We start from the raw sequence: 26058 nt of genomic DNA on the forward strand, positions 1-26058 counted from the left end.
GCGGACCGGCGTGTTGACAGTCTTCCCGCATTGGTCTTACCATTTTGTTAAACCTCGCGTCAAAGCGGGGGCTGGGAGGAAGACTTGACGACTGTACGACCGCTGGACGGGATCAGGGTGATCGACCTGACCCGCGTCTATTCAGGACCTTACTGCACATTCCTGATGGCCCAGGCCGGGGCCGAGGTGATCAAGGTCGAACCGGTCGAAGGCGAGTCGGTGCGCAAGCGGGACGGATCGGGCGGCGCGATGCTGCCCTTTGCGCTCCTCAATGCCAACAAAAAGACCATGACGCTGGACATGAAGCAGCCCGAGGGGATCGAGGTGCTGGAACGCCTCTGCGCCGGGGCCGATGTGCTGGTCGAGAACTTCCGCCCCGGCGTGCTCGCCCGGCTTGGCCTGACGCCGGAGCGGCTGGCCGAGATCAACCCCAGGCTCATCGTGGCGCGCAATTCCGGCTATGGGCAGGAGGGGCTCTACCGCGATTACCTGGCGATGGATCTCACCGTGCAGGCGGCCTCCGGCATCATCGACGCCACCGGCTTTCCGGGCGAGGCCCCGGTGAAGGCCGGGCCTGCGATCATCGACTTCATCTCTGGCACACATCTCTACGGCGCGATCCTCACCGCCCTGCGGCATCGCGACCGGACCGGAGAGGTGCTGTCGCCGGACATTGCCATGATGGATGCCGCGATCCCCTCGCTCATGTCCAACATCGCGGCGGCCTGGGCCAATCGCGATGACCCGAGCTTCGAGGCGCGGACGGGCAACCGCCATGGCGGACTCAGCCTCGCGCCCTACAACGTCTATCCGGCCTCGGACGGCTATGTCGCGATCATTTCGGTGTTGGAAAAGCACTGGCTGGCCACCGCCGGGGCGCTTGGCCTCGACTGGATGCTGAACGACCCGAAATTCGAGACGCTCAAGCTGCGTTGCGCCAATATGGATGACTTCGATGCCGAGGTGGGCAAAGAAACGGTGAAACACACCCGGGCGGAGCTGCGGCAGCTGCTGTCCGAGGCGGGCGCCGTCTGTGCCCCGGTGATGAAGCTGACCGAGGTGCTGCGCGACCCGCATCTGCACGAGCGCGGGATGCTGCATTACATCGACCACCCCGCCTATGGCGAGATGGTGGTGATGGGCTCGCCCATGCGCTTCGCCGGGGTCGACCCCCTGCCCTATGATCCGTCGCATGATCTGGGGGCGGACAACGACGCGGAACTGGCCGGGCTGGGCTATTCGGCGGCCGAGATCGCGGCGCTGCGGGACAAGGGGGTCCTGTGATGGACGGCGTGGGCGAAGCGGACCGGTCTTTCGGGGCCTGGGCCATGCCCGATGAATACAGGGAATTGCAACAGACTGTCCGCCGCTTTGTCCAGAGCGAGATCAAGCCGGTCGAAGATACGCTGGACCATGACGCGACCTATTGTCCGGAGGATCGGCTCAAGCCCCTGCAGGAGAAGGCCAAAGCGCTTGGCCTCTGGTGTGTCCGCACGCCCGCAGAACATGGCGGCGCGGGGCTGAACCTGCTTGGTCAGGCGGTCTTTGCCGAGGAGGCCAAGCAGATCCGCATGGGGGCCTACAACCCCGGCATGGGGGCCTTCGGGAACGATCCGCCGAATGTGATCTGGCAGGGCTCGCCCGATCAAATCGAGCGCTACGGGCTTCCGGGGGTCGAGAAGGGCACCAAGTGTTTCGTCGCGATTTCAGAGAGTTCCGGCGGCGCCGACCCGGGCCGCGCGATCCAGCTGAAGGCCGAGCGACAGGGCGGGAAATACGTGCTGAACGGGTCCAAGATGTGGATCACCGGGGCCGCCAAGGCCGACTGGGGCATCGTCTATGCGCGCACCGGCGGGCGGGGCCGGTCGGGGATCACCTCCTTCATCGTGGACCGGGACACGCCGGGCCTGTCGCTGAAAGAAATCCCCGTCATCCGCGCCTATTCGCCCTATGAACTGCATTTCGACAATGTCGAGGTGCCGGTGGAAAACCGTCTGGGCGAGGAAGGCCAAGGCTTCGCCTTTGCCGAGAAGTGGCTGGTGGACAACCGTATTTCCTATTCCGCCGGGACCATCGGGATTGCCCAGGCCGCGCTGGACATCGCAGTGAAATGGGCGAATGAGCGGGAGACCTTTGGATCGAAGCTAGCCGACAAACAGGCGGTCCAGTGGATGATTGCTGACAGCGAGATGGAGATCCGCATGGCCCGGCTGCTGGTCTATGACGCCGCCTGGCGCGGCGACCTGGGGCAGGACTTCAAGCTGGAGGCGTCGATTGCCAAGGTCCAGGCGACCGAAACCGCGGGGCGCGTGGTCGATCGCGCAATCCAGATCATGGGCGGGCTCGGCGTGTCGAAGGAACTGCCTTTGGAACGCTGGTATCGCGAAATGCGCATCCACCGCATCGGCGAGGGCCCGTCGGAGGTGCACCGCATGGTCGTCGCCCGCAACGTCCTGAACGGGAGGCGCTGATGTCCATCGACTATGATCTTTCGCCCGAGGGGATCGCCACCGTCACGATCAACCGGCCGGAGGTGATGAACGCGCTGGACGCCGCGCATTACAAGGCGCTGTCGGAAGTCTGGACCGAGGTGCGCGACAACAAGGCGGTGCGCGTGGCCGTGGTCACCGGCGCGGGCGACAAGGCGTTTTGCGCCGGGGCGGACATCAAGTCGGTGCTGACGGCGGAGCACGACTGGGCCGACAACTGGCTGACACAGCGCGACCAATTGCTGAACCGGGGGCTGGAGGTCTGGAAGCCTGTGGTGGCGGCGGTCCGGGGCTATTGCCTGGGCGGCGGGGTGACGATGCTTTACGCGACCGACATCCGGGTCGCGTCGGAGGATGCGACATTCGGCCTGTCGGAAGTCAAGCGCGGCATCATCGCCGCCAATGGTGGGACGATGCGGACCATGCGCAACCTGCCCTATTGCCGGGGGATGGAGCTGCTGCTGACCGGCGACCGGATCGACGCGGCGACGGCGCTGGACTGGGGGCTGATCAACAAGGTGGTGCCCTCGGCCAAGGTCATGGAGGCAGCGATGGACTATGCCGCCCGGATCGCCGCCAATGCGCCCCTGGCGGTGCAGGCGTCGAAGGAGCTGGCCGTGCGGTCGCTGGACGTGGATCTGGTGACGGGGCAGCGGATGGAACAGATGATTTCGCGCACGCTGCGCGAGACGGAGGATGCAAAGGAAGGCCCGGCGGCGTTTCGTCAGAAGCGCGCGCCGGAGTTCAAGGGGCGATGAGGGCGGCCGGTGTGGAGGGGGGCGCTGCCCCCCGGCCTGCGGCCTCCCCCCGGGATATTTGGGGCAAAAAGAAAAACAGGGGCCCGCGATGAGCCTGTCCGGCCGCTATGTCATCGCCGGGATCGGCGCGACGGAGTTTGGCAAGTTGCCGGGCCGGTCGACGGTGTCGATGAATGTCGAGGCGATCCGAGGCGCGCTGGCGGATGCGGGGGTGGAGAAGGACCGGGTGGATGCGGTTCTGGTCAAGCCGCCGACCAGCGATTTCCAGATGCATTACGTGATGAAACTGGCCTCCGCCCTGGGTATCCAGCCGAAATTCGGCGGCGGATGGGATCAGGCGGGGGCGGCGAATATCACCCTGATTTCAATCGCCTGTATGGCGATCGAGGCGGGGCAGTGCGAGGTTGCCGTCGTCTCCTATGCCGACAATCCGCGCACGGGCAGCGCGGCGGTGTTTTCGCGCCCGCGCGGGGATGACGCGCTATACGGCTGGTTCGGCACCCTGCCCGGCTATGCGATGATCATGCAGCGCCATATCGGGGAGTACGGCACCCCGCCGGAAGCCTTCGCCGCCATCGCCATGGCCGCCCGCAAGCACGGCGCGGCCAACCCGAAGGCGCAGGTGCGCAACCCGCTGTCGCTCGACGACTATCTCGCCGCGCCGCCCCTGGTCGCGCCGCTGCGCCGCGACGACTGCGCCCTGGTCTCCGACGGGGGCGGCGCGGTGGTGGTGATGTCGGCGGCGATGGCGTCGCGCCTGAAGGTGCCCGCCCCGGTGCCGATCCTGGGCTGGGGCGGCGGGCAGACCTTTTTCGACGTGGCACAGCGCCCGGTGCTGACAGAGACGATGGCCAAACTCTCCGGCCCCATGGCGTTGCAGATGGCGGGGCTGCGCCCGGATCAGGTGGACTGCGCGCAGATCTACGACTGTTTCACCATCGCCGCGCTGATGACGCTGGAGGATTACGGGTTTTGCCCCAAGGGGGAGGCGGCGGCATTTGTCCGCGACGGGGCGCTTGAGCTCGGCGGCGCCCTGCCCTTCAACACCTCCGGCGGGCTTTTGTCGGAGACGGGAATGCCGGGAATGCAGCTGATCCACGAGGGGGTGCGGCAGATGCGTCGCACGGCCGTGACCCAGGTGCCCGGCGCGCGCAACGTGGTGGTGTCGAACCAGGGGGGCGTGATGCAGACCCATGCGACGCTGGTGCTGGGCCAATGAGCGGGATCGCGGCAGATCGCAGCGGGGCCGCGGCGGCCTATTGGGCGGCGATGGACGACCGGCGGTTGATGTTCCAGCGCTGCCGGGCCTGCGGTTCGGCGCAGCTGCCCCCGCGGGAGGAGTGCACAAGCTGCCTCTCCCCGGATCTGGCGTGGGAGGAGGCCTCGGGTGACGCGCGGCTGGTGTCCTGGGTGGTCTATCACCGGGCCTATCACGAGGGGTTGGCGGATGACGTGCCCTATGTCGTGGCGGTGGTGGAACTGGCGGAGGGGGTGCGGCTGATCTCCAACATCCCCGGCGATGGCGCGGGGTTACGGATCGACATGCCCCTGCGGCTGGTCTGGGGCGAGCGGTTCGGGCAGGTGCTGCCGTGGTTCGAGGGCGGCTAGCGCCCCTCCCCGACCCTCCCCATGACTGGGGAGGGAGGGGCGTTGCACCTGGAATGCCCATTTCGTCCCGGCAATCGACGGGGGCGCCTAACCCGCCTACCCAGGCCCCGGGACCGCCCCGGGCGCCGCATTCGCAAAAAGCCGCGCATCCGCAAAATGCACCCTTGCCTCGACGGTCGGAAGGCTCAGGATAGCGCGGTCCTGATCTGCCGGAGAGCCTCATGATCGCCCTGCGCCCCCTTCTCTGCATCGCCGCGCTGGCCCTGTCTGCCTGTGGCGGCCCCTCGACCCGGCCCGAGGTCTCCAGCGCCGCGCTGCATCCCGGCGAAACGCCGGAGCTGCGCCGCCTGGTCAACACCTATGCCGATCACTACGCCGTGCCGCGCAGCCTGGTGCACCGGGTGATCCAGCGCGAAAGCGATTATCGCCCCGGCGCGCGCAACGGCCCCTACTACGGGCTGATGCAGATCCTGCCCGCCACCGCGCGCGGCATGGGGTTCCAGGGTGATCCGAGCGACCTGCTGGACGCGGAGACCAACCTGAAATGGGCGGTGAAATACCTGCGCGGGGCCTGGCTCCTGTCGGATGGGGACCAGGCGACGGCGGTCGGCTGGTATGCCCGGGGCTATTATTACGAGGCCCGCGACCGCTGCATGCTGGTCGAGACAGGCCTGCTCGACCGTGAGATCCGCAAGAGCTGCGGCTGAGACTTTCTTTTTGCCGAAAATATCCCGGGGTAGCGACAAAGCCTGCTTTGTCGCAGGGGCAGCGGCCCTGCCGCCCCCTCCGTGCGCGCCCAAACCCGCCTGCGTTCACATGCGTTGACACAAAACGTGAACACGTGTAGAACAAAAGTTAACAAGCGCCAGGCGAGGGAGTAGTGCCGTGCTGACAAGGAAGCAGCTAGACCTGCTGGAATTCATTCATAAAAGGGTGCAGCGCGATGGCGTGCCCCCGTCCTTTGACGAGATGAAGGAGGCGCTGGACCTGCGCTCCAAGTCCGGCATCCACCGGCTGATCACGGCGCTGGAGGAGCGCGGCTTCATCCGTCGCCTTGCCCACAGGGCCCGCGCGATCGAGATCGTCAAACTGCCCGAAAGCATGGGCGGCGAGTCCTCCGGCTTCACCCCCCGCGTGATCGAGGGCGGCGCCACCCCGCGTGACCCGGATGTGGGCGTGCCGATGCCGGTGGAAACCGCCCAGGCCTTTGATCTGCCGGTGATGGGCCGGATCGCCGCCGGGGTGCCGATCGAGGCGATCAACCAGGTGTCGCATCATGTGGCGGTGCCCGGCTCGATGATGTCGGGTCAGGGCAACCACTATGCGCTGGAAGTGCGCGGGGACTCCATGATCGACGCGGGGATCAACGACGGCGACGTGGTGGTGATCCGCGAAACCGCCGCCGCCGACAATGGCGATATCGTCGTGGCTCTGGTCGATGATCAGGAGGCGACGCTGAAGCGCTTCTTCAAACGCAAGGGCCAGATCGAGCTGGTCGCGGCCAACCCAGCCTATGAAACCCGCGTCCTGCCGGACAACCGGGTCAAGGTGCAGGGTCGTCTGGTCGGGCTGATCCGGACCTATTGACGCCCTCTTCCCGAGGCGCCCCGCCCCGGTACGACGTATCGCGGCGGGGCTCGCGGTCACGTCACCACCCTGCCCCGTGTAGGGTGCGTGCTTGCACGCACCGCCCAGGCCAGGCCCACGCCGCCTACCCGCCACCCTATGGCCCACGCCACAGCCGGTCGCGCCGCACCCCCGCATCGTTCCACAGCCTGCGGCCCGCCACCTCGCGGGCCGTTCGCACGTCCAGCCCCTCCTCCGTCACCCGCAGGGCCACGGCCCCCGTGGCGCGCAGCCGTTTCGGATCGAAGACCTCGCAGGGCAGCGGTGCGGACGGTGGATGTGTCATAACCATGATCTCGCCCTGGGCACAGTTGGCCCCCGCCGCCGCCCGTTTGCCCCTCAGGTGATGCAGCGGCAACTCCGCCACGGGCCAGAGTGCGGCGGCCTGCGGCTGATCCCGGGCCGATCCGTCGTTCTCCAGCCATACCCCGGTGACGAAACCCGCCCCCTTGTCGCGGCTCAGCGCGCGGCCCTCCGGCCCCAGCACGCCGACCACCTCCGCCCGGCCGTCTATCAGGATCTGCGGCCGCTCCGCCCCCGTCCAAAGGACCGCCGCCGCCAGCCAGGGTGCCACACCGCACCATCGCCCCCGCCCCTGCCAGAGCGCCAGCCAAAGCCCGCCCGCCGCATAGAGCGGCAACACCCATGGCCCCGGCGCGGGCACATGGCCGGTCGCGCCGGGCCAGCCCTGCACCGTGCGGGCCACGCCCAGCACCCAGTCCAGCCCCCAGCTCATCACGGTCAGCGGCAGCGCCTCCAGCCCCAGGGGCATCAGAACCAGCGCCATGACCCCGGCAGGCATGACCAGCACGCCCATGAGCGGCACGGCAGCGAGGTTCGCCAATAGCCCGTATTGCGCCACCATGTTGAAATGCGCCGCCCCGACCGGCGCGGTGGCCAGCCCCGCCACGGTGGAGGAGATCACCACAGTCAGCACCGCCCGCAGCGGGCGGGGCCAGCGCGCGCCCCGTCCCCGGATCGCGGCAAAGACCGCCACCAGCGCCGTGGTCGCGGCAAAGGACATCTGGAACCCGGGCGACAGCAGCGCCTCCGGCCGCAGGATCAGCACCACGAGCGCCGCCAGCGCAAGGGCGCGCAGGGTGATGGCCCGCCGGTCCGCCACCAACGCCAGAAAGGCGACACCGGCCATGACAAAGGCACGCTCCGTCGCGATGGCCCCGCCGGAGAGCACAAGGTATCCCACCCCGGCCGCCAGCGCGCCCAGGGCGGCCAGCGACCGGACCGGCCAGCGCAGGGCGGTCCGGGGCAGTGCCGCCCCTGCAAGACGCAGCGCCGCATAGACGAACCCGGTGACCAGCCCCATGTGCAACCCCGAGATGGCCAGCAGATGCGCCAGGTTGGTGCGGCGCAGCGCCTCGGTCACCTCGCGGCTCAACCCGGATCGGTCGCCGGTGATCAGCGCCGCCGCCACCGCGCCGGTTTCGCCCTGCAATACCGCACGGATGCGGTCCGACAGGGCCATGCGGGTGGCAAAGATGCGGGTGGCGCCCGGCTCCGGCGGGGCCAGGCTGAGGACCGGCATACGGGTGTAGCCGATGGCGCCAAGCCGCTGAAACCATGTGTGTCTCTGGAAATCGAAGCCGCCGGGTTCCACCGGACCGCCTGGCGGGGACAGATGTCCGGTGGTCATCACGGTCATCCCCGGCTGCGGCTCGACAAACCCCTGCTGCCCGTGCAGCGAAATACGGACACGCGCCGGGGTTTCCGCCGTCGTCGGCCCGTCCAGCCGCACCCGGTCCAGCGTCAGCCGCACCGCGTCGGAGGCGGAGCGGTCGATGCCGATCACCCGCCCCTCCACCGCGCCGTAGTAGCGCCAGCCCAGCACCGGGGCGGCCACCTGCTGTGCCCGCACTGCGGCCCAGCCCAGCCCCGCCGCCATCAACGCCATCGCCCAGATCACCGGCCCCAGGGCCGCTCCCGCGCGCAAGGCAAGGGCAGCCAGAACCAGCGCCACAGCCCCCAGGACCACCACCAACCGCCCCGTGGGTTCGTGGTCCAGCGCGAAATATCCCCCGATCCCCAAGGCCAGCGCCACCGGCGCCCAGGGGAAGAGATAGCCGCGCTGTACCAGGATCACCCGCGCCAGCCTCGCGCTGACGCGACGCATCCCGGAAAGGCCCTGTTGCGGCACTTGTCTCCCCCGTTCTGGCCAGTTAGACAGTGCGCAGCTTGACCCCGCCTGGTTAACGAAAGGTTACTCTCTCCCCGTGTCCACCGAGGTCGTTACCCGATTTGCCCCGTCCCCCACTGGCTTCCTCCATATCGGAGGGGCGCGGACGGCCCTGTTCAATTGGCTTTATGCGCGCGGACGTGGCGGAAAGTTCCTGCTGCGGATCGAGGACACGGACCGCGAACGCTCCACGCCCGAGGCGACGGCAGCGATCCTTGCAGGGATGGAGTGGCTGGGCCTTGACTATGATGGCGAGGCCGTGTCGCAGGCCGCCGGGGCTGAACGGCACCGCGCCGTGGCGCTGGAGCTGCTGGAGGCCGGGAAGGCCTACAAGTGCTTCTCCACGCAGGAGGAAATCCAGGCTTTCCGCGATGCCGCCAAAGCCGAGGGGCGCTCGACCCTCTTCCAGTCGCCCTGGCGCGACGCCGATCCCGCCACCCATCCCGATGCACCTTACGTTGTAAGGCTGAAGGCCCCGCGCGAGGGCGCGACGGTGATCCGGGACGAGGTGCAGGGCGATGTGACGATCCGCAACGACCAGCTGGACGATCTGGTCCTGCTGCGCTCCGACGGCTCGCCGGTCTACATGCTGGCGGTGGTGGTGGACGACCACGACATGGGCGTGACCCATGTGATCCGGGGCGACGACCACCTGAACAACGCCGCGCGCCAAATGGCGATCATCGAGGCCATGGGATGGCCCGTCCCGACCTACGCGCATATCCCGCTGATCCACGGGCCGGATGGCAAGAAGCTGTCGAAACGGCACGGCGCGCTCGGCGTCGAGGAATACCGCGACATGGGCTATCCGGCGGCGGGGATGCGGAACTATCTGACCCGTCTGGGCTGGAGCCACGGGGACGACGAGTTTTTCACAGATGCCCAGGCGCGGGAGTGGTTCGACCTCAAGGGGATCGGCAAATCCCCGGCCCGGCTGGACTTCAAGAAGCTGGAGAATATCTGCGGCCAGCATATCGCGGCCGCCGACGATGCTGCACTGCTGCATGAGGTGACCAGTTTCCGTGCCGCGACCGGGCAGGAGCCGCTGTCCGAGGCGAAAAATGCGCTGCTTCTGGCGGCCATGCCGGTGCTGAAAGAACGGGCCAAGACGCTCCCGGAACTCCTTGAAAAGGCTCACTTCTGCCTGGCGGACCGCCCGCTGGAGGTGGAGCCGAAAGCGGCCAAGAACCTGACAACGGAATCCCGTGGTATACTGTCGGATTTGACGCCGCAGTTGCAAAATGCTACGTGGGAGCGTCTGGAACTGGAGGGCCTGTTGAACAGCTTTGCCGAAGAGCGCGGGCTCAAGTTCGGACAACTAGCAGGTCCGATGCGCGCAGCTCTCGCCGGCCGGGCCGCGACGCCCAGTGTTTTCGATATGATGATGGTTCTGGGACGTGACGAGGTGATCGCCCGTCTCACTGATGCGGGGAGCGGAGACGGAGCGTAAGGTTCCGGCAACTCCCCCGGGATAAAAGGGCGCGGGCGCAGACCACGCGCGGAAGAGAAGGAAGGGAAGAGTATGACAGATACGAACAAAACGGCAACGCTGACCCTGGACGGGAAAAGCTACGATCTCCCCGTCCTGTCGCCGAGTGCCGGCCCCGACGTGGTCGACATCCGCAAGCTCTACGCTCAGGCCGATGTCTTTACCTACGACCCGGGCTTCACCTCCACCGCCTCCTGCGACAGCTCGATCACCTATATCGACGGCGAGGCGGGGATCCTGCTGCACCGCGGCTATCCGATCGACCAGCTGGCCAGCAAATCGCACTTCCTGGAGGTCTGCTACCTGCTGCTCTACGGTGAACTGCCGACCGCCGCGCAGCTGGAGGATTTCGAGAAGCGGGTGACCAACCACACGATGGTGCATGAACAGATGCACCGTTTCTTCACCGGGTTCCGCCGCGACGCGCACCCCATGGCGATCATGACCGGTGTGGTCGGGGCCATGTCGGCCTTCTATCACGACAGCACCGACATCACCGATCCCTGGCATCGCGAGGTCGCCTCGATCCGCCTGATCGCCAAGATGCCGACGATCGCGGCCATGGCCTACAAATACTCCATCGGCCAGCCCTTCGTGTACCCGCGCAATGACCTCGACTATGCGTCGAACTTCCTGCGGATGTGTTTCTCCGTCCCTTGCGAGGATTATCACGTCGACCCGATCCTCAGCCGCGCGATGGACCGGATCTTTACCCTGCACGCGGATCACGAACAGAACGCGTCGACCTCCACGGTGCGGCTGGCGTCCTCCTCGGGCGCGAACCCCTTTGCCTGTATCGCGGCGGGCATCGCCTGTCTCTGGGGGCCGTCGCATGGGGGCGCCAACCAGGCCTGCCTGGAGATGCTCAAGGAAATCGGCAGCCCGGACCGCATTCCGGAATTCATCGCCCGCGCCAAGGACAAGAACGACCCGTTCCGCCTGATGGGTTTCGGCCACCGCGTCTACAAGAACTTCGACCCGCGCGCGACGGTGATGAAACAGTCCGCGGACGAGGTGCTGGACCTGCTCGGCGTGGAAAACAACCCGATCCTCGCCACCGCGAAGGAGTTGGAGCAGCAGGCGCTGGCCGATCCCTATTTCGCCGAGAAGAAGCTCTTCCCGAACGTGGATTTCTATTCCGGCATCATCCTGGAGGCCATGGGCTTCCCGACCTCGATGTTCACGCCGATCTTCGCCCTGTCGCGGACCGTCGGCTGGATTTCGCAGTGGAAAGAGATGATCGAGGACCCGGCGATGAAGATCGGCCGCCCGCGTCAGCTCTATACCGGCGCGACCGCGCGCGACTACACGGATGTCGAAAACCGCTGACTTTTCAGTGGGATGAAATGGGAACCGCCGGGCCCAATGCCCGGCGGTTTTTGTTTGGGTGGTGGTCTGAACGGTGCCGGGTGAATCCCGATCGAACGACACTCAGGGCCGGGCGCGCCCCGGGGCTGGTCGCCCTGCGCCGGGGGATGAACGGAACGCAATCACCAGCCTCGGCGCCCTACCGCGCCGCAATCACCGTGGCGTCATAGCTGCGTCCGTGGGCCCGGCGGCGGCGCAGGCGTTCGGTCAGCAATCGGCCCTGATGGCCGCGCCCCAGCACCCGGGCGGGGGGATAGGCGGCGGGGCTGAGGGCGATCTGCGGCATCAGTGCCTCGATCTCCGCGACCAGCGCGCGGGGCAGTTTGCGCCGTGCCTCCTGCCCGATCAGCATGCTCTCGGTCGGCAGGCCGTTGGCGTAGATGACCTCGTGCCGGTCGAACAGGATATGCCGGTAGATGACATTGCCCTTGACCTTGGGCTTCTGCACTTTTTTGACCTTTTCCAGATGCTTGACGGCGATCAGCATCTCGTCCTGGCCAAACATTTCCCGCACGATCTTGCCGCCTGTCAAGACGCGGTGCTGCGGCGAAAGGGTGAGGTCGCGGAAGGGCATGCCGGGGCCAAAGCAATCGGCCTTGATCCGATAGGGTTGCAGGTTCGGCTTCTCCAGCAGGTCCTTCTTGCGGATCTTTGTCTCCCCGATCCAGCGGATTGGCTGCGGTCCGTGATCCCGGGTCATCACCATGTCGCCAACAGCCAGCTTGCGGATCGAGGTCATCCCCGTCGGGGTCAGGATCCGGGCGTCATTGGTGAAACAGGCGACAAAGTTCAGATCATCGCGGGTGAACTGGTTCAGCCCGGAATAGCCGTCCCCGTCAACTGAGGTGATCTGGAAGCTGACCACGCCCTTGTCATCCAGCGCGGTCTGATCGTCGCTGATCATCAGGAAAACCGCGCCGGTGTCGTCCTGCATGACCGCAAACTGGTCGGTCAGGGTGGTGCCGTCGTTGAACGTGATCGTTCCGGTCACCAGCGCAAGGCTGTCGATCTGGCTGACAACCGGCCCGCCGCCGATGTCATAGCTCAGCGTATCGGGAGTACCGTTGTCGAAGTTGTCGGTAGCGACGGAATCATCCAAATCGGACCCGCCGCCATCCGAGGCACTGTCCGTTTCGATATAGGTCCGGTCCTTGTAAAGCGGGCTTACGGGCGAGCCGTAGGTGCCCAACAGATCGTTGGGCGACTCCATCGCGGCGGTCCCCTCGTCCGAATCGAGATCCGCGAAAGTCCCGAGGTACAGAGCCGATAATGTTACGTTCAGTGCCATTGCGTCCGTGCCTTCATCCACCCGTCAGGCAAGGCGACTATGACGGCGGACTAGGGCAGCACCGGGCAGCAATCAGGACAATGTGGCGAAATTATCAAGATTGTTTCGCCACATTCTCGCAAGGGTTGCATTGCAAAATTCGATGGTCCGGTGATCAGCGCCCTTCGTAACGCGGGCTGCGTTTTTCGAGGAAGGCCAGGACGCCCTCCTGGAAATCACGCGATCCGCCACAGACGCCCTGCGCCTTGCCCTCGCGGTCCAGCTGCGCGTTCAGATCGTTGCCCCAGCTCTCGCGAACGGTCTGTTTTATCTTGGAAAACGCGACGGTCGGGCCATTGGCCAGTTGGGACGCGCGGGTCTTCCAATGGGCGTCAAAGTCGTCGTCCGCCACGGCCTCCCAGATCATGCCCCAGGCGTCGGCGTCCCGGGCGGTGATCTTTTCCCCAAAGAGCGCCGCGCCCATGGCCTTGGGCGCGCCGATGGAGCGGGGCAGCCAATAGGTGCCGCCGGCATCGGGGATCAGGCCGATCTTGCTGAAGGCCTGCATGAAATAGGCGCTCTCCGTCGCAATGACGACATCGCAGGACAGGGCGATATTGGCCCCTGCCCCGGCGGCCGCGCCGTTGACGGCGGCGATGACGGGCACCGGGGCCTCGACAATCGCGCGGACCAGCGGCTGGTATTCGTCACGCAGGGTGCGCTCCAGATCCGGGTTGGCGAGGCTGCCGCCATCGCTCAGATCCTGGCCCGAGCAGAAGGCCTTGCCATTGCCCGTCAGCACGACGACCCGCGCCTCGGCGGCCCCCTTGCGGATGGCGGCGGCCAGTTCGGCGCGCATCTGGCTGGACAGGGCGTTGTACTTGTCCGGACGGTTCATCCGGACGGTGGCGATGTTCTCGGCAATGTCGAGCGTGATGGTTTCATAGCTCATGGCGGGCCCTCCTGTTCGGGGGCCGATCCAATCAGATCGCGCGCCGGTGGCAAGCGAAACCGGGCGTCACCGGTCAAGAATTTCCTTCAGCCGCTTTTCTTCCTCGGCCGACAGGGTCGTCTCCTCGCCCCGGGACCGGCGGCGCAGGTAGGTCAGGCCAATGCCCAGGGCGATCAGCAGCATCGCAGGCCCCGCGCCCCAGAGGATCCAGTTCGACCCGCCCGTGGTGGGGTTAAGCAGGACATATTCGCCGTAGCGCTCGGTCACGAAGTCCACGACCTCTTCGTCGCTGTCCCCGGCCACCAGCCGTTCGCGGACCAGCAGGCGCAGGTCGCGGGCCAGTTCGGCATTGCTGTCGTCGATATTCTCGTTCCGGCAGACCAGACAGCGCAGGCCCTTGGAAATCTCCCGCGCGCGTTCCTCCAGCCGGGGATCGTCCAGAATTTCATCGGGTTGCACGGCCATAACCGGTGCTGCCAGCAGCACAAGCGCCAACACCGTAGGGTGCGTGCTTGCACGCACCGCCCGCCAGACCCTGTGCCACACCCCCATCATTCCGCAGGCACCCCCTGCGCAGGCGTCCTGCGTGCACCGGCGGCGACACGGTAGCGCCGGTCACTGAGGCTCAGCGCACCGCCTAGCGCCATCAGGATCGCACCGCCCCAGATCCAGTTCGCCAGGGGTTTGACGTAGGAGCGGAAGGCCCAGCCCCCGCCGTCCTGCGGATCGCCGATGACGACATAGACATCGCGCATCAGCCCGTTGTCGATCGCCGCCTCGGTCGTGGGCATCCGGGCGACCGGGTAGAAGCGTTTCTCGGGGGTGAGCGTCGCAATCTCCCTCCCGTTCTTCGCCAGTGTTACGGTGCCGGTGGTGGAGATATAGTTCGGCCCCTGTACCCGCGCGACGCTCTCCAGCGTGATCTCGTAGCCCGAGAGGGTCAGCGTGTCGCCCTCCTGCATGACGCGGATGTCCTCGCTCTGCCAGGCGATCAGGCCCGCGACGCCGGCGATGGTCACGCCCAGGCCCGCATGGGCCACCACACGGCCATAATCCGAGCGTTGCAGCCGCAGCAGGCGCGACAGATCCGACTTGCCCTTGCGCGCCCAGAGATCGGTCGCCGCCCCGGCCACCAGCCAGGTCGCCAGCATCAGGCCGACGGGGCCCAGGGCGCTGCGGCCGGTCTGCAGGGCAAAAACCAGTGCCAGCACCGCAATGGCGAGGATCAGTGCCGGGATCAACTGGCGGACAGCGCGGCCGAGCTTGCCCCGTTTCCAGGGCATCAGCGCGCCGACCGGCAGGGCAAGGCCGAGGGCCACGAAGAAGGGGGTGAAGGCCATGTCGAAGAAGGGCGCACCGACCGAGAGCTTGCGGTCGAAGGCCAGTTCCGAGACCAGCGGCCAGACCGTCCCGACAAAGACCACCAGCGCGGCGACGGCCAGCAGGATATTGTTCAGCACCAGCATGCTTTCGCGGCTGGTGAGCGAGAAGACCCCCTTGGACGAGAGCACCTCCGCCCGGGCGGCAAAGAGCGTCAGTGCCCCGCCCATGAAAAACGCCGTGATCGCCAGCAGGAAGACCCCGCGCTCGGGATCCGTCGCGAAGGCATGGACGGAGGTGATGATGCCCGACCGGGTGATGAAAGCCCCGATCAGCGAGAAGCCGAAGGCCACGATGGCCAGCAGGATGGTCCAGCTTTTCAGGCTCTCGCGTTTCTCCACCACGATGGCGGAATGCAGCAGCGCGCCAGCGATGAGCCAGGGCATGAAGGAGGCGTTTTCGACCGGGTCCCAGAACCAGAACCCGCCCCAGCCCAGCTCGTAGTAAGCCCACCAGGAGCCGAGCGCGATGCCGATGGTCAGGAAGACCCAGGCGGCCAGCGTCCAGGGCCGCACCCATCTACCCCAGGCCGCGTCCACGCGCCCTTCGATCAGGGCGGCGACGGCGAAGGAGAAGGCCATCGAGAGGCCCACGTAGCCGAGGTAGAGGAAAGGCGGATGGAAGGCGAGCCCGGGGTCCTGCAGCAGCGGGTTCAGGTCATGTCCATCCAGCGGCGGCGAGGCCAGGCGGAGGAAGGGGTTGGAGGTGAAGAGCAGGAAGGCCAGGAAGGCCAGCCCGATCGCCCCCTGTACCGCCAGCACCCGCGCCTTGAGCGTCGGCGGCAGTGCGCCCCCGAACCACGACGCCGAGGCCCCGAAGAGCGCGAGGATCAGGATCCACAGCAGCAGCGAGCCCTCGTGATTCCCCCAGACGCCGGTGACCTTGTAAAGCATGGGTTTCAGCGAATGGGAGTTGTCGGTCACCAGTTTCAGCGAGAAATCCGACGTTACGAAGGCATAGGTCAGGGCGGCGAAGGAAAAGCTGACCAGCAGGAATTGCGCATTGGCCGCGGGTTCGGCCACGGCCATCCAGCCCGGCCAGCGCCTGTGGGCGCCGATCAGCGGAACAAGGGTTTGCACCAGCGCCACGACGAGCGCGAGGATCAGGGCGAAGTGGCCAAGTTCAGTAACCATGGTGGGGTTATAATCCTCCGATGAAAAAGCGCCAACGACTTCGCGCCGCGGCGGCGGATCACATTGTCGCGGGGCGCCGTTCTGGTTCGTGTGGTTCTTGACGGGACCAGGCCCATACAGAGGGCCGCGCTGTCCCGCGGGGTGGCGCTATAGAGCCGCCCCAGGGGGGCGGGTCGGCGCAGCCCGGCGTGCCGCCGGGCGGTGCGTTTGATCTGTGTAGCGCGCGAGTCCTCGAAGACTGAACCGACAAGATCTCCGCCTGCAACAGAGCTTGCATAGGAACCTTTTACGAAAGCCAGAACGGCAGGTCCTGCCTGACCCTCCCCCGATCCAGGGGAGGACGGCGCAATTGGCGGGGTTGGGTGCCCTTCGTTCAGCCGGTGCGGCTGGCGCGCCAGGCGTCGAGGGCCGCGTTCGGGGCGCCGTCGTCTGATTGTGGGATCCGGGGGGCGCCGTCTGCGGGCGGGGTCGCAGGCTCGGTGTGGTCCACGGGGTCGGTGTCGAGGCGGCGCAGGGCGCGAGTGTTGTCGACGACGCGGGGGACGCGGGCCAGGGTCTGGGCGATGTCGCGCTGGAACTGCTGGCCCTTCAGCTGATGACGCGCACCGAAGTAAAAGCTGACCACCGCGCCCATGAGCCACCAGAGCGCCTCCGGCACGAGGGCGAGGCCCTGCATCCGTTCGGCGAACCACACCGGGTTGGTCATGGCGGAAACAAACAGACCGATCGTTCCGAAGGCCAGCATGGGACGGGGCAAGCGGTTGATCCCGTCGATCAGCGCGTCAAAGGGGCTGCGGGTGGTCCGGAACTCCGCCGCATGCTGCGAGAGGGCGGCGGAGAGGCGGTCGAGATCGCGGACACCGGCCTTTTCTGCATTCTCCGTAAAGACTTCGATGGTTTCGCGCAGGCGGTTCGTGCGCCCGCCAAAGAGGGTATCGAGGAGGGTGGAGATCAGGCCCATGACGCGGTCCTTTCGCGGAATTCCTGTTCTGTCATGTGATAACGGGGGGCGATGAAGCCCTCCGCCCGTGTGATCCAACCGCCCTTGCCCCCGGCCCGGCTGCGGGCGAATTTGCGGCTGGCAGGGCGGCGGTCGGCCAGGGCGAAATAGTAGTTCCGGCGGGCAATGCCATAGGCATCGGCGAGGTGGTCGGGGGCGAGCGTCGCCGCCCTCCGCGCGGCGGAGATGGTCTGGGGGCCTATATGGCCGTCGACCGTGACGCCCTGCCCCATCCGGTTGAGCAGCCGTTGCAGGATCTTGATCGCGTTGCTGCCCGCGTTCACCTGCATGTCAAAGACGGTTTCCCAGAGGATTGCAGGGAGGTCCGCAATACCCGGCGCGTGGAAGTAGCGGTCCAGAAAGATCTCCACCGCCGCGTCGCGGTCGAGGGCGCGGAGGTCATCTGGCGTGATCTCTCCGTCGCGGTCGAGGTCCAGCCCCAGTTGCCGCATCGTGCCGATGGTGACGCCGAAATTGGTGGCCCCGCCCGGATCGTCCGGATCGTTCACATAGCCACCTTCCCGCGCGACGATGGCCTCGGCCATTTGCCTGACTGTCTGCATTCCTGCCTCCCGGTTGGTCCTGGGTTATGTGGGGAGAATGCCGGAGGGTGGTTAACGAGTGGTTAGCGGTGCGTACGGTGGTGGTTTGGGGTGTGTTCCGGGACCTCGGGGGCGCCGGGCGGTGCGGGGCCTCTGAGAGGAGGAGTTGTGCGAGGCCCCGGCGCGGGGGCCGGGGCGTGGGGGTGTCCCGGGCTTGTCCCGGGACCTCGAGGGCGTCGAGTGGTGTGAGGCTATTGTGAGGAGGAGTTGCGCGAGGCCCCGGCGCGGGGGCCGAGGCTTGGGAGGGGGTGTGTCCCGGGCTTGTCCCGGGACCTCGAGGGCGCCGGGTGGTGCGGGGCCTCCAGGAGGGCGAGTAGCGCGAGGCCCCGGCGCGGGGGCCGGGGCTTGAAGAGCCGGAGCGTCACAAAAGCAGCTCAGTTCGTCTCCGGTTCCTGATAGACGCCCTGTTCCTTCAGCGCGTCGACGACCTCTTTCGGCATGTAGCTTTCGTCGTGTTTGGCAAGGATTTCAGTCGCCTCGAAGGTGCCGTTCACGTAGCGGCCGGTGCCGATCATGCCCTGGTTCTCGGCGAAGAGGTCAGGCAGGATGCCGGTGAAACTGACGGGGATGGAGGCATTGCCGTCGGTCACCGAGAAGCGCACGGTTTTGCCCTGTCCGCGCTGCACGGAGCCTTCGGAGACCAGACCGCCGAGGCGGAAGGTCTCGCCCGGATCCGGCGGGGCCTCGGCCACCTGGGTGGGCGAGCGGAAGAAGTTGATCCCGTCACGCATCGCATAGCCGACCAGCCCGGTCGCAATCGCCAGCGCGACAAAGGCCAGCACGATGATCTGGATGCGGCGTTTCTTCTTCAGTCCCTTCATGATGTCCTCACGGGAAGTGCGTGCTCAGGGGAAGAGCGGGGCCATCATCAGCCCCTCGGTTTCCGGCAGGCCCAGCATCAGGTTGGCGTTCTGCAGGGCCTGACCGGAGGAGCCCTTGCAGAGGTTGTCCAGCACGGCGACCACGGTGGCGCGGCCCTCGATCCGGTCGTCCTTCACCCCGATATGCACGAAGTTGGAGCCCCGCACGTCATGGGTGGAGGGCATTTCGGCGAAAGGCAGAACCTTGATGAAGGGCTCGTCGCGGTAGGCGTCGTGATAGGCCTGCAGGATCTCCCCAGACTCGCCCCGGACGTAGCAGGTGGACAGGATGCCCCGGTTGGCGGGGATCAGATGCGGGGTGAACTGCACCTGCACGGGCCGCCCGGCAAGGGCGGAGAACTCCTGATCAAACTCGCCCTGATGGCGGTGCGTGCCGCCGACGGCGTAGGCGTTGTAGCCCTCGCTCAGCTCCGCATGGAGGAGGTTTTCCTTGAGCGACCGCCCTGCCCCGGAGACGGCGCATTTCATGTCAAGGATGATATTGTCGAGGTCGATCACCCCGGCGGAGATCAGCGGCCGCAGGGTGAACTGCCCTGTCGCCGCGTTGCAGCCGGTGCCGGCCACCAGATGGGCCTTGGCGATGGCGTCGCGGTAAAACTCGGTCAGGCCGTAGACGGCCTCTTTCTGAAGCTCCACCGCCGCGTGATCGTTGCCATACCAGGTCTTGTAGGCCGCCGGGTCGCGCAGCCGGAAATCGGCCGACAGATCCACCACCTTGGTGTGGTTGGCGATATGGGGGATGACCTCCTGGCTGGTCTTGTGCGGCAGGGCGCAGAAGCAGAGGTCGATCTGCGAGAAGTCGATCTGTTCCCAGGTCACCAACGTGGGCAGATCGAGGTGGCGCAGGAAGGGGAAGACGGTGGACATGGCCAGCCCGGCCTTGGAATTGGCGGCGAGCGCCGTGATCTCCATCCCCGGATGGGAGGAGATGAGGCGGATGAGCTCTGCTCCGGTGTAGCCGGATGCGCCAATGATCGCGATTTTCTTGGTCATTTCAGTGCCCTCGAGTTCCACGCGCCCTATGTCGAGCCGCCGTTTCGGCGCGTAGATACAGCAAAGCGACGGGCGCGTCTAATGCGATCCGCCGCTGGAGGGGATATGGTGTGGCGCAGCCCCGCCGGGGATGCGCCGTATCGTCACGCCTTGCGACGCCGCGCGGCGAGACCAAGCGCGCCGAGGGCCGAAAGTCCGAGCCAGATGCCCGCGGGCAGCGGCACGGCGGGGGCCGATCCGGAGGCGCTGTCGGATGCGAAGCCGGTGCCGGTGATGTTGTAGGTGAAGTTCGTGCCGCTGAGGAAATTCAGCTGGAGGTAGAGGTCGCCTGCAAAGCCCGCGTTGAAGTTCAGAACGTATTCTGTCGTAGGATTCCCCGCGTTCATCGAAACCTGAGGCAGCCCCGTTCCGCACCAGTCGCAGAAGGCGGCGGTGCCCCAGTAGACGCTCACGTCGCGGTTGTTGGCAGTTGCATCGGGAACAAAACCGAAACTTATGGTAACGCTTTGCTCCCCAGTCGGCAGGCCGGTGAAGTGCAGGAAATCATGGCGGTTCTGTTCACCGGTGCCAGAGACGGAAGAATAACCGTGACCGATCTCGCTGAAGGCTGAGGAGTTGGTCGCCCAGGACCAGCCCGAATTGGAGAACCCGCCGTAGTCGGCCTCGGTAACGGTCGCGGCCTGGGCCATGGAGGCGGTCAGGGCCAGGGCGGTGGTGGCAAGCAGTTTGAGCATCGTTGAAATAACCTGAGGGTTGAGCGCGGAATGTGCGCGCAGGCCGCATCTATGGCGCAACGCTCTGTTTTCCAAGGGCTCGGGAGACATAGTGACGCGAGGTTACGTTAACGTAATCCCGCGTCACGGCAGCGTCAGGCGGCGGTGAAGGAGATCTTGCGGCGCAGGAACTGGGTCGCGCTGTTGGACACCTTCGCGGGGGTGCCCGTGGTCAGGAACAGCGACTCGCGTCCGCTGCCGATGAATTCGGGGCGGCGGGAGAGGTAATCGGCCAGGCTGTCGGCCACGAGATTGGCCTGGGAATAAACCGTCACCTGGGGGCCGAGGGCGTCCTGGAAGACCGCCTCCATCAGCGGATAATGGGTGCAGCCGAGGATCGCGGCCTCCGGATGGGGCATCTTGCGTTTGAGCGCATCGACATGCGACCGCACCAGCGCCTCGGCCAGGATCATGTCGCCCTCTTCGATGGCGTCGACGACGCCGCCGCAGGCCTGGGCCTCCACATCCACACCGATGGCGCGGAAGGCCAGTTCACGCTGGAAGGCGCGGGAGGCGACGGTGGCGGGGGTGGCAAAGAGGGCCACGTTGTTCACAGCGACCTGCCGGGGGGGCGAGTTGTCGCCCCACTGCCGTTCGGTCAGCGCCTCGATCAGGGGGACGAAGACGCCGAGGACGCGCTTGTCCTTGGGCACCCAGGATTCCTGCATGCGGCGCAGCGCGGCGGCGGCGGCGGTGTTGCAGGCCAGGACCACCAGATCGCAGCCCGCGTCGAACATGCGCGTGACGGCCGTGGTGGTCAGCTCATAGATATCGTCGGCATCGCGGACGCCATAGGGGGCGTGGGCGTTGTCGCCGAAGTAGACGAACGGCACGTCCGGCAGGCGCTTCTGCACCGCGTCCAGCACGGTCAGCCCGCCGAGGCCGCTGTCGAATATCCCTACTGCCATGGTCCTGCCTCTCGTTGCGCCGGATCCGGCGCGGGCCGTCAATACACGCGGCGGGGGTCGTCGCCGGTGCGGTGCTTATCCTCGAATTCAAAACCATATTCAAAGGATTTGAGGGGCTTCGGCGAAAGTTCGTAGGTGCGGTGTCGCAGGAAATCCATAAGCGCCCGAGTGTCCCTGAGATAGGGGGCGAGGTCGGCCCGGGTGATCGGGTCGCCGATCACCACCTCGACGGGGGTGCCGATGCGGGATCTGAACTCCTTGATCAGGAGGCCCATGCGCAGGGTCGAATGCAGGTGGCTGGCCAGCTGGAAAAGACGCGAGGTATGCCCGGCGAAGAACATGGGCACCACCGTCGCCTCGGATTTCGCGATCATCCGGGCGGTGAAGCCGCGCCAGCCCGGGTCCATGGGCTGCGAAAAGGGTTTCAGCGCGGTTGAGACGGTCCCGCCGGGGAAGACGCCTATTGCGCCGCCGTCGGCGAGGTATTTCAGCGCGGTCTTGCGGGTTTCGATATTCTGCTGAACCGCCTCCTTCGTTTCGTCGAAGGAGATCGGCAGGATGATGCGGTTGATGTCCTCGGCCTTGCGGAAGACGCGGTGCGCGAGGATGCGGAAATCGCCACGCTGCTGTTGCAGGACATGGCCCATCATCAGCCCGTCCAGGATGCCGTAGGGGTGGTTGGCGATCAGGATCAGGGGCCCGGTGCGCGGGATGTTGTCGAGCGAGCCGCCGGTGACCGACAGCGAGAGTCGGTAGCGGTCGACCATGACGGACCAGAAGTCCTTGCCGCTCTCGATCTCCTGCGCGTAGCCGTCGGCGCGTTTGATCAGCCCGGGGCGGCCGGTCATGTTCTCCATCACCCGGATCAGGGCACGGCCCCCCTTGGTCGCGGCGGAATGGGCGTAGGAGATGTCGCGGGCGATCTGCCGGTTCGTGGGCTTGTCGGGCGGTGAGGTCATCATCGGGGCCTCTGCGGGGCTGGTTGAGATGTAGCCTTTGCCGGGATTGGTTTCCAGAGGGCTGTGGGGTGACCGCAGGCTGTATGATGGTTTGGTAAAGGGGGTGTGACAGTTACCCCCTCCCTAACCCTCCCCCCAAGGGGGGAGGGGATTGCGTTGCTTCGGTCGGGAATTCGGTGCGTTGCCGCCCCACGCGCCCATGTCCCCTCCCCCTGTCAGGGGGAGGGCTAGGGAGGGGGTTACTCCGCCGCCTGCTGCATCCCGCCGCCGCCCTTGAAGCTCGCCAGCAGGGCCTCGCGCTCTTTCGCCGCCTTGGCCTCGTTCGCGGCCTTGACCGGGCCGAAGCCGCGGATTTTCAGGGGCAGCTCGGCCAGGGCGATGGCGATGTCGCGGGTGGCGGGGGTGACCTTGGGCAGGATCTCGGCCATGTCGGCCTCGTACTGCTGGATCAGCGCGCGTTCCATCTGGCGCTCCTCGGAACGGCCGAAGGGGTCGAGCGGGGTGCCGCGCAGCATCTTGAGCCGCTTGAGCAGACGGAAACCCAGCCGCATCCGGGGCCCAAATTCGCGCTTGCCGGGGCGGCCGTTGTCGTCCTTGCCCGCCACGACCGGCGCGGCGAGGTGGTAGGTCATCCGGAAGTCGCCGTCGAATTCCGCCCTCGCCTTCGCCTCCGTGTCGAGCAGCAGGCGGGCGACCTCGTATTCATCCTTGTAGGCCAGCAATTTATGGTAGCCCTTGGCGACAGCGAGTTTGAGCGCCTCGTCCTCGATCCCGTCGAGCATCTTGCGATAGCGTTTGGCCAGACGAGGGCCGGTGTGCGCCTTCAGGTGATCGGCGCGGAAGTCGATCTTTTCGTTCAGGCTCAGCGGCTTGGAGACCACCGTGGCCTCCACCCGCTTGGCGGCGTCTTCGGGGTGCAGCGCGGCCCATCTGCCGATGGCAAAGGCATGGAGGTTCTTGTCGATCGCCGCGCCGTTGAGGGTGATGGCACCTTCGATGGCCTCAAGCGTGAGCGGGATCAGCCCGTTCTGCCAGGCCGCCCCCAGAACCATCATGTTGGAAAAAATCGAGTCCCCCATCACGATACGCGCCAGTTCCGACGCATCGAAGAGCGCGACACGATCCTTCAGCCGCGCCTCCAGCTGCATTTCCAGCCGGTCGAAAGGGATCTGGAACTCGGTGTCGCGGGTGAAGTCGCCGGTGGTGGTCTGGTGAGAGTTCACCACGGCCCCGGTCTGGCCCTGCTTGGTCAGGCCAAGCGTCTTGGCCCCGGCGCTGACCACCAGATCGCCGCCGATCAGCGCATGGGCCTCGCCGGTGGCGACGCGGATGGCGCTGATGTCCTCGGGTTTCTCGGCGAGGCGGACGTGGATATGGACTGCGCCGCCCTTTTGCGCCAGGCCGGCCATCTCCATCATGCCCGCGCCCTTGCCGTCGATCTGCGCGGCCTGGGCCAGCAGGGCGCCGATGGTGACCACGCCGGTGCCGCCGACGCCGGTGATGACAACGTTATGAGTGCCGTCGATGACGGGCAGCGTGGGATCGGGCAGATCGGGCAGGTCGATCCCCTGCCCCGTGGCCTTTTTCAGCTTGGCCCCTTCGAGGGTGACGAAGGAGGGGCAGAAGCCCTTTAGGCAGCTGAAGTCCTTGTTGCAGGAGCTTTGGTCGATCTGGCGCTTGCGGCCCAGTTCCGTCTCCTTCGGGACGATGGAGACGCAGTTGGATTGGACACCACAATCGCCACAACCCTCGCAGACGTCGGAATTGATGAAGACCCGCTTGTCGGGATCGGGGAACTGGCCGCGCTTGCGGCGGCGGCGTTTCTCGGCGGCGCAGGTCTGGACGTAGATGATGGCGGTGACGCCCTGGGTCTTGGCCATCTCCTTCTGCACGCTCTCCATCTCGGCCCGTTCGTGCCAGCCGACGGCTTTGGGGAAATCCTCGCGCCGGGGTTCTTCCTTCTCGTCATAGACGACGGAGAGCTTGCGCACCCCCATGGCGGTCAGTTCATGCGCGATGCGGTCGGGGGTCAGCCCGCCCTCGTTCTTCTGGCCGCCGGTCATGGCGACGGCATCGTTGAAGAGGATCTTGTAAGTGATGTTGGCGTCAGAGGCGAGCGCGGCGCGGATCGCCTGCACGCCGGAGTGGTTGTAGGTGCCGTCCCCGAGGTTCTGGAAGACATGGCCGGTGTTGGAAAACGGCGCCTCGCCGATCCAGTTCGCGCCCTCGGCCCCCATATGGGTGAAGCCCTGGGTCGAGCGGTCCATCCACTGCACCATGTAATGGCACCCGATCCCGGCATAGGCGCGGGAGCCGTCGGGCACCTTGGTGGAGGTGTTGTGCGGGCAGCCGGAACAGAAATAGGGCAGCCGCGCCGCGATTTCAGGGGCGTTGTCGTTGCGTTTGGCTTCTTCCAGGGCAGACAGGCCCGCCTTGATCCGGTCGGTGTCGCGCCCCTCCTCGATCAGGATCTGGCCGAGGCGCTGTGCGATCATGATCGGGTCGAGCGCCTGTTTGGTCTGGAACAGTTCCGGCCCGTGCATGGAGCCCGCGCCGCCGCCCTTGTGCCAGCCATAGACGCGGCGGCCACGGCGGTCGTCAAAGATCGCCTCCTTGACCTGCACTTCGATCAGCTTGCGCTTTTCCTCGACCACGACGATCAGGTCCAGCCCTTCGGCCCAGTCGTGGAAGCCTTCCATGTCCAGCGGCCAGACCTGAGCGACCTTGTAGGTGGTGATGCCGAGGCGTTCCGCCTCCGCCTCGTCGATGCCCAGAAGCGCCAGCGCATGGGTCAGGTCCAGCCAGTTCTTCCCGGCCGCGACAAAGCCGATCTTGGCGCCGGGTTTGCCCCACATGCGCCGGTCGATCCTGTTTGCCCGCGCGAAGGCCTCCGCCGCGAAGCGCTTGTGGTCGATCATCCGCGCCTCCTGCTCGGGCGGGGTGTCGATCAGGCGGATGTTCAGCCCGCCTGCAGGCATCTCGTAATCCGTCGGCAGGACCAGGTTCATCCGGTCGGGGCGTCCGTCGACGACCGCCGTGGCCTCCACCGTGTCCTTCATGGTCTTGAGGCCGACCCAGAGGCCGGAATAGCGGGATAGCGCATAGCCGTAGACGCCGAGATCCAGGACCTCCTGCACGCCGGCGGGGCTGACGATCGGCATATAGGCATCGACCAGCGCCCATTCGGACTGGTGCAGCACGGTGGACGACTCGCCGGTGTGGTCGTCGCCCATGGCCATCAGCACGCCGCCATGGGGCGAGGTGCCCGCCATATTGGCATGTTTCATCGCATCGCCGGAGCGGTCGACGCCGGGGCCTTTGCCGTACCACAGGCCGAAGACCCCGTCGTATTTCCCCTCGCCCCGCAGTTCCGCCTGCTGCGCACCCCAGAGGGCGGTGGCGGCGAGGTCCTCGTTCAGGCCCTCGTGGAACTTCACGTCGGCGGCGGCGAGTTGCTTCGCCGCGCGGTTCATCTGCATGTCGACCGCGCCCAGGGGCGAGCCGCGATAGCCGGTGACATAGCCGGCGGTGTTGAGCCCCGCCGCCCTGTCGCGCGCCTTCTGGATGAGCATGAGACGGACGAGGGCCTGGGTGCCGTTGAGCAGGACCGGGCTTTTCTCCAGATCGAAACGATCGTTGAGCGAAATTTCTGGCTTGGTCATGTGTGTCTCCCTTGCTCAA

22 protein-coding genes are annotated in these 26058 nt (G+C 66.4%); 9 read left to right on the forward strand and 13 right to left on the reverse strand.

From position 1 onward, the window contains the following. Positions 1–84: 84 nt before the first annotated feature. The 7 genes from ACFC2Y_RS01455 to lexA all read left to right on the forward strand — a co-directional run bounded on the left by ACFC2Y_RS01455 (position 85) and on the right by lexA (position 6442). Positions 85–1284: a CaiB/BaiF CoA transferase family protein gene (locus ACFC2Y_RS01455; protein ID WP_375173280.1), complete on the forward strand. Its 1200-nt coding sequence runs from the start codon at positions 85–87 to the stop codon at positions 1282–1284. Next, positions 1284–2471, forward strand: a complete 1188-nt coding sequence (locus ACFC2Y_RS01460) for an acyl-CoA dehydrogenase family protein (RefSeq protein WP_375173281.1) — start codon at positions 1284–1286, stop codon at positions 2469–2471. The genes ACFC2Y_RS01455 and ACFC2Y_RS01460 overlap by 1 nt, the downstream gene beginning before the upstream one ends. Next, entirely contained in the window at positions 2471–3247 is a 777-nt protein-coding gene (locus ACFC2Y_RS01465) for an enoyl-CoA hydratase/isomerase family protein (protein WP_375173282.1), read from the forward strand. Before ACFC2Y_RS01460 ends, ACFC2Y_RS01465 begins: the two co-directional genes overlap by 1 nt. Positions 3248–3335: 88 nt before the next feature. Then, entirely contained in the window at positions 3336–4466 is a 1131-nt protein-coding gene (locus ACFC2Y_RS01470) for a thiolase family protein (RefSeq protein ID WP_375173283.1), read from the forward strand. After that, the gene (locus tag ACFC2Y_RS01475; RefSeq protein ID WP_375173284.1) at positions 4463–4855 is read left to right on the forward strand and encodes a Zn-ribbon domain-containing OB-fold protein; all 393 of its coding nucleotides are present in this window, start codon (positions 4463–4465) and stop codon (positions 4853–4855) included. The genes ACFC2Y_RS01470 and ACFC2Y_RS01475 overlap by 4 nt, the downstream gene beginning before the upstream one ends. A gap of 221 nt (positions 4856–5076) precedes the next feature. Next, entirely contained in the window at positions 5077–5562 is a 486-nt protein-coding gene (locus ACFC2Y_RS01480) for a transglycosylase SLT domain-containing protein (RefSeq protein ID WP_375173285.1), read from the forward strand. A 178-nt stretch (positions 5563–5740) separates the two neighbouring features. Beyond that, positions 5741–6442 carry a transcriptional repressor LexA gene (gene lexA, locus ACFC2Y_RS01485; protein WP_375173286.1) on the forward strand — a complete coding sequence of 234 codons (702 nt, stop codon included), beginning with the start codon at positions 5741–5743 and terminating at the stop codon, positions 6440–6442. Positions 6443–6578: 136 nt separating this feature from the next. Here lexA and ACFC2Y_RS01490 read toward each other — a convergent pair whose 3' ends face one another. After that, positions 6579–8609, reverse strand: coding sequence for a ComEC/Rec2 family competence protein (locus tag ACFC2Y_RS01490; RefSeq protein ID WP_375173287.1), 2031 nt, complete (start codon positions 8607–8609; stop codon positions 6579–6581). A 100-nt stretch (positions 8610–8709) separates the two neighbouring features. On the opposite strand from ACFC2Y_RS01490, the gene gltX reads away from it, so the two are divergent. Beyond that, positions 8710–10122 carry a glutamate--tRNA ligase gene (gene gltX, locus ACFC2Y_RS01495; RefSeq protein WP_375173288.1) on the forward strand — a complete coding sequence of 471 codons (1413 nt, stop codon included), beginning with the start codon at positions 8710–8712 and terminating at the stop codon, positions 10120–10122. 72 nt (positions 10123–10194) lie between these two features. Continuing rightward, positions 10195–11490: a citrate synthase gene (gene gltA, locus ACFC2Y_RS01500; RefSeq protein ID WP_375173289.1), complete on the forward strand. Its 1296-nt coding sequence runs from the start codon at positions 10195–10197 to the stop codon at positions 11488–11490. Between the two features lie 178 nt (positions 11491–11668). Here gltA and ACFC2Y_RS01505 read toward each other — a convergent pair whose 3' ends face one another. The 12 genes from ACFC2Y_RS01505 to ACFC2Y_RS01560 form a co-directional block, all read right to left on the reverse strand. Continuing rightward, the gene (locus ACFC2Y_RS01505; RefSeq protein WP_375173290.1) at positions 11669–12817 is read right to left on the reverse strand and encodes a Hint domain-containing protein; all 1149 of its coding nucleotides are present in this window, start codon (positions 12815–12817) and stop codon (positions 11669–11671) included. A 154-nt stretch (positions 12818–12971) separates the two neighbouring features. Next, the gene (locus tag ACFC2Y_RS01510) at positions 12972–13748 is read right to left on the reverse strand and encodes an enoyl-CoA hydratase-related protein (protein ID WP_375173291.1); all 777 of its coding nucleotides are present in this window, start codon (positions 13746–13748) and stop codon (positions 12972–12974) included. Positions 13749–13814: 66 nt separating this feature from the next. Then, on the reverse strand, positions 13815–14300 hold the full coding sequence (locus ACFC2Y_RS01515; protein ID WP_375173732.1) for a cytochrome c-type biogenesis protein CcmH: 486 nt from the start codon (positions 14298–14300) through the stop codon (positions 13815–13817). Beyond that, positions 14300–16261 (reverse strand): heme lyase CcmF/NrfE family subunit, encoded by a 1962-nt coding sequence (locus ACFC2Y_RS01520; RefSeq protein ID WP_375173292.1) that lies wholly within the window; start codon positions 16259–16261, stop codon positions 14300–14302. The genes ACFC2Y_RS01515 and ACFC2Y_RS01520 overlap by 1 nt, the downstream gene beginning before the upstream one ends. Positions 16262–16634: 373 nt before the next feature. Continuing rightward, positions 16635–17222 carry a holin family protein gene (locus tag ACFC2Y_RS01525; protein ID WP_375173293.1) on the reverse strand — a complete coding sequence of 196 codons (588 nt, stop codon included), beginning with the start codon at positions 17220–17222 and terminating at the stop codon, positions 16635–16637. Further along, complete coding sequence (locus ACFC2Y_RS01530) at positions 17213–17824, reverse strand: holin-associated N-acetylmuramidase (protein ID WP_375173294.1); 612 nt, start codon at positions 17822–17824, stop codon at positions 17213–17215. Before ACFC2Y_RS01530 ends, ACFC2Y_RS01525 begins: the two co-directional genes overlap by 10 nt. 413 nt (positions 17825–18237) lie before the next feature. Next, entirely contained in the window at positions 18238–18684 is a 447-nt protein-coding gene (ccmE, locus tag ACFC2Y_RS01535; protein WP_375173295.1) for a cytochrome c maturation protein CcmE, read from the reverse strand. A gap of 24 nt (positions 18685–18708) precedes the next feature. Beyond that, the gene (argC, locus tag ACFC2Y_RS01540; RefSeq protein ID WP_375173296.1) at positions 18709–19737 is read right to left on the reverse strand and encodes an N-acetyl-gamma-glutamyl-phosphate reductase; all 1029 of its coding nucleotides are present in this window, start codon (positions 19735–19737) and stop codon (positions 18709–18711) included. A gap of 143 nt (positions 19738–19880) precedes the next feature. Further along, positions 19881–20471, reverse strand: coding sequence for a VPLPA-CTERM sorting domain-containing protein (locus tag ACFC2Y_RS01545; RefSeq protein WP_375173297.1), 591 nt, complete (start codon positions 20469–20471; stop codon positions 19881–19883). Positions 20472–20605: 134 nt separating this feature from the next. Then, a complete protein-coding gene (locus tag ACFC2Y_RS01550) occupies positions 20606–21418 on the reverse strand; it encodes a glutamate racemase (protein WP_375173298.1) in 813 nt (270 codons plus the stop codon). Between the two features lie 38 nt (positions 21419–21456). Continuing rightward, on the reverse strand, positions 21457–22380 hold the full coding sequence (locus tag ACFC2Y_RS01555; protein WP_375173299.1) for a lysophospholipid acyltransferase family protein: 924 nt from the start codon (positions 22378–22380) through the stop codon (positions 21457–21459). 236 nt (positions 22381–22616) lie between these two features. Continuing rightward, complete coding sequence (locus ACFC2Y_RS01560) at positions 22617–26039, reverse strand: indolepyruvate ferredoxin oxidoreductase family protein (protein WP_375173300.1); 3423 nt, start codon at positions 26037–26039, stop codon at positions 22617–22619. Between the last annotated feature and the right edge of the window lie 19 nt (positions 26040–26058).

It is taken from the genome of Pseudooceanicola sp. (assembly GCF_041987405.1).
Taxonomy (GTDB): domain Bacteria; phylum Pseudomonadota; class Alphaproteobacteria; order Rhodobacterales; family Rhodobacteraceae; genus Pseudooceanicola.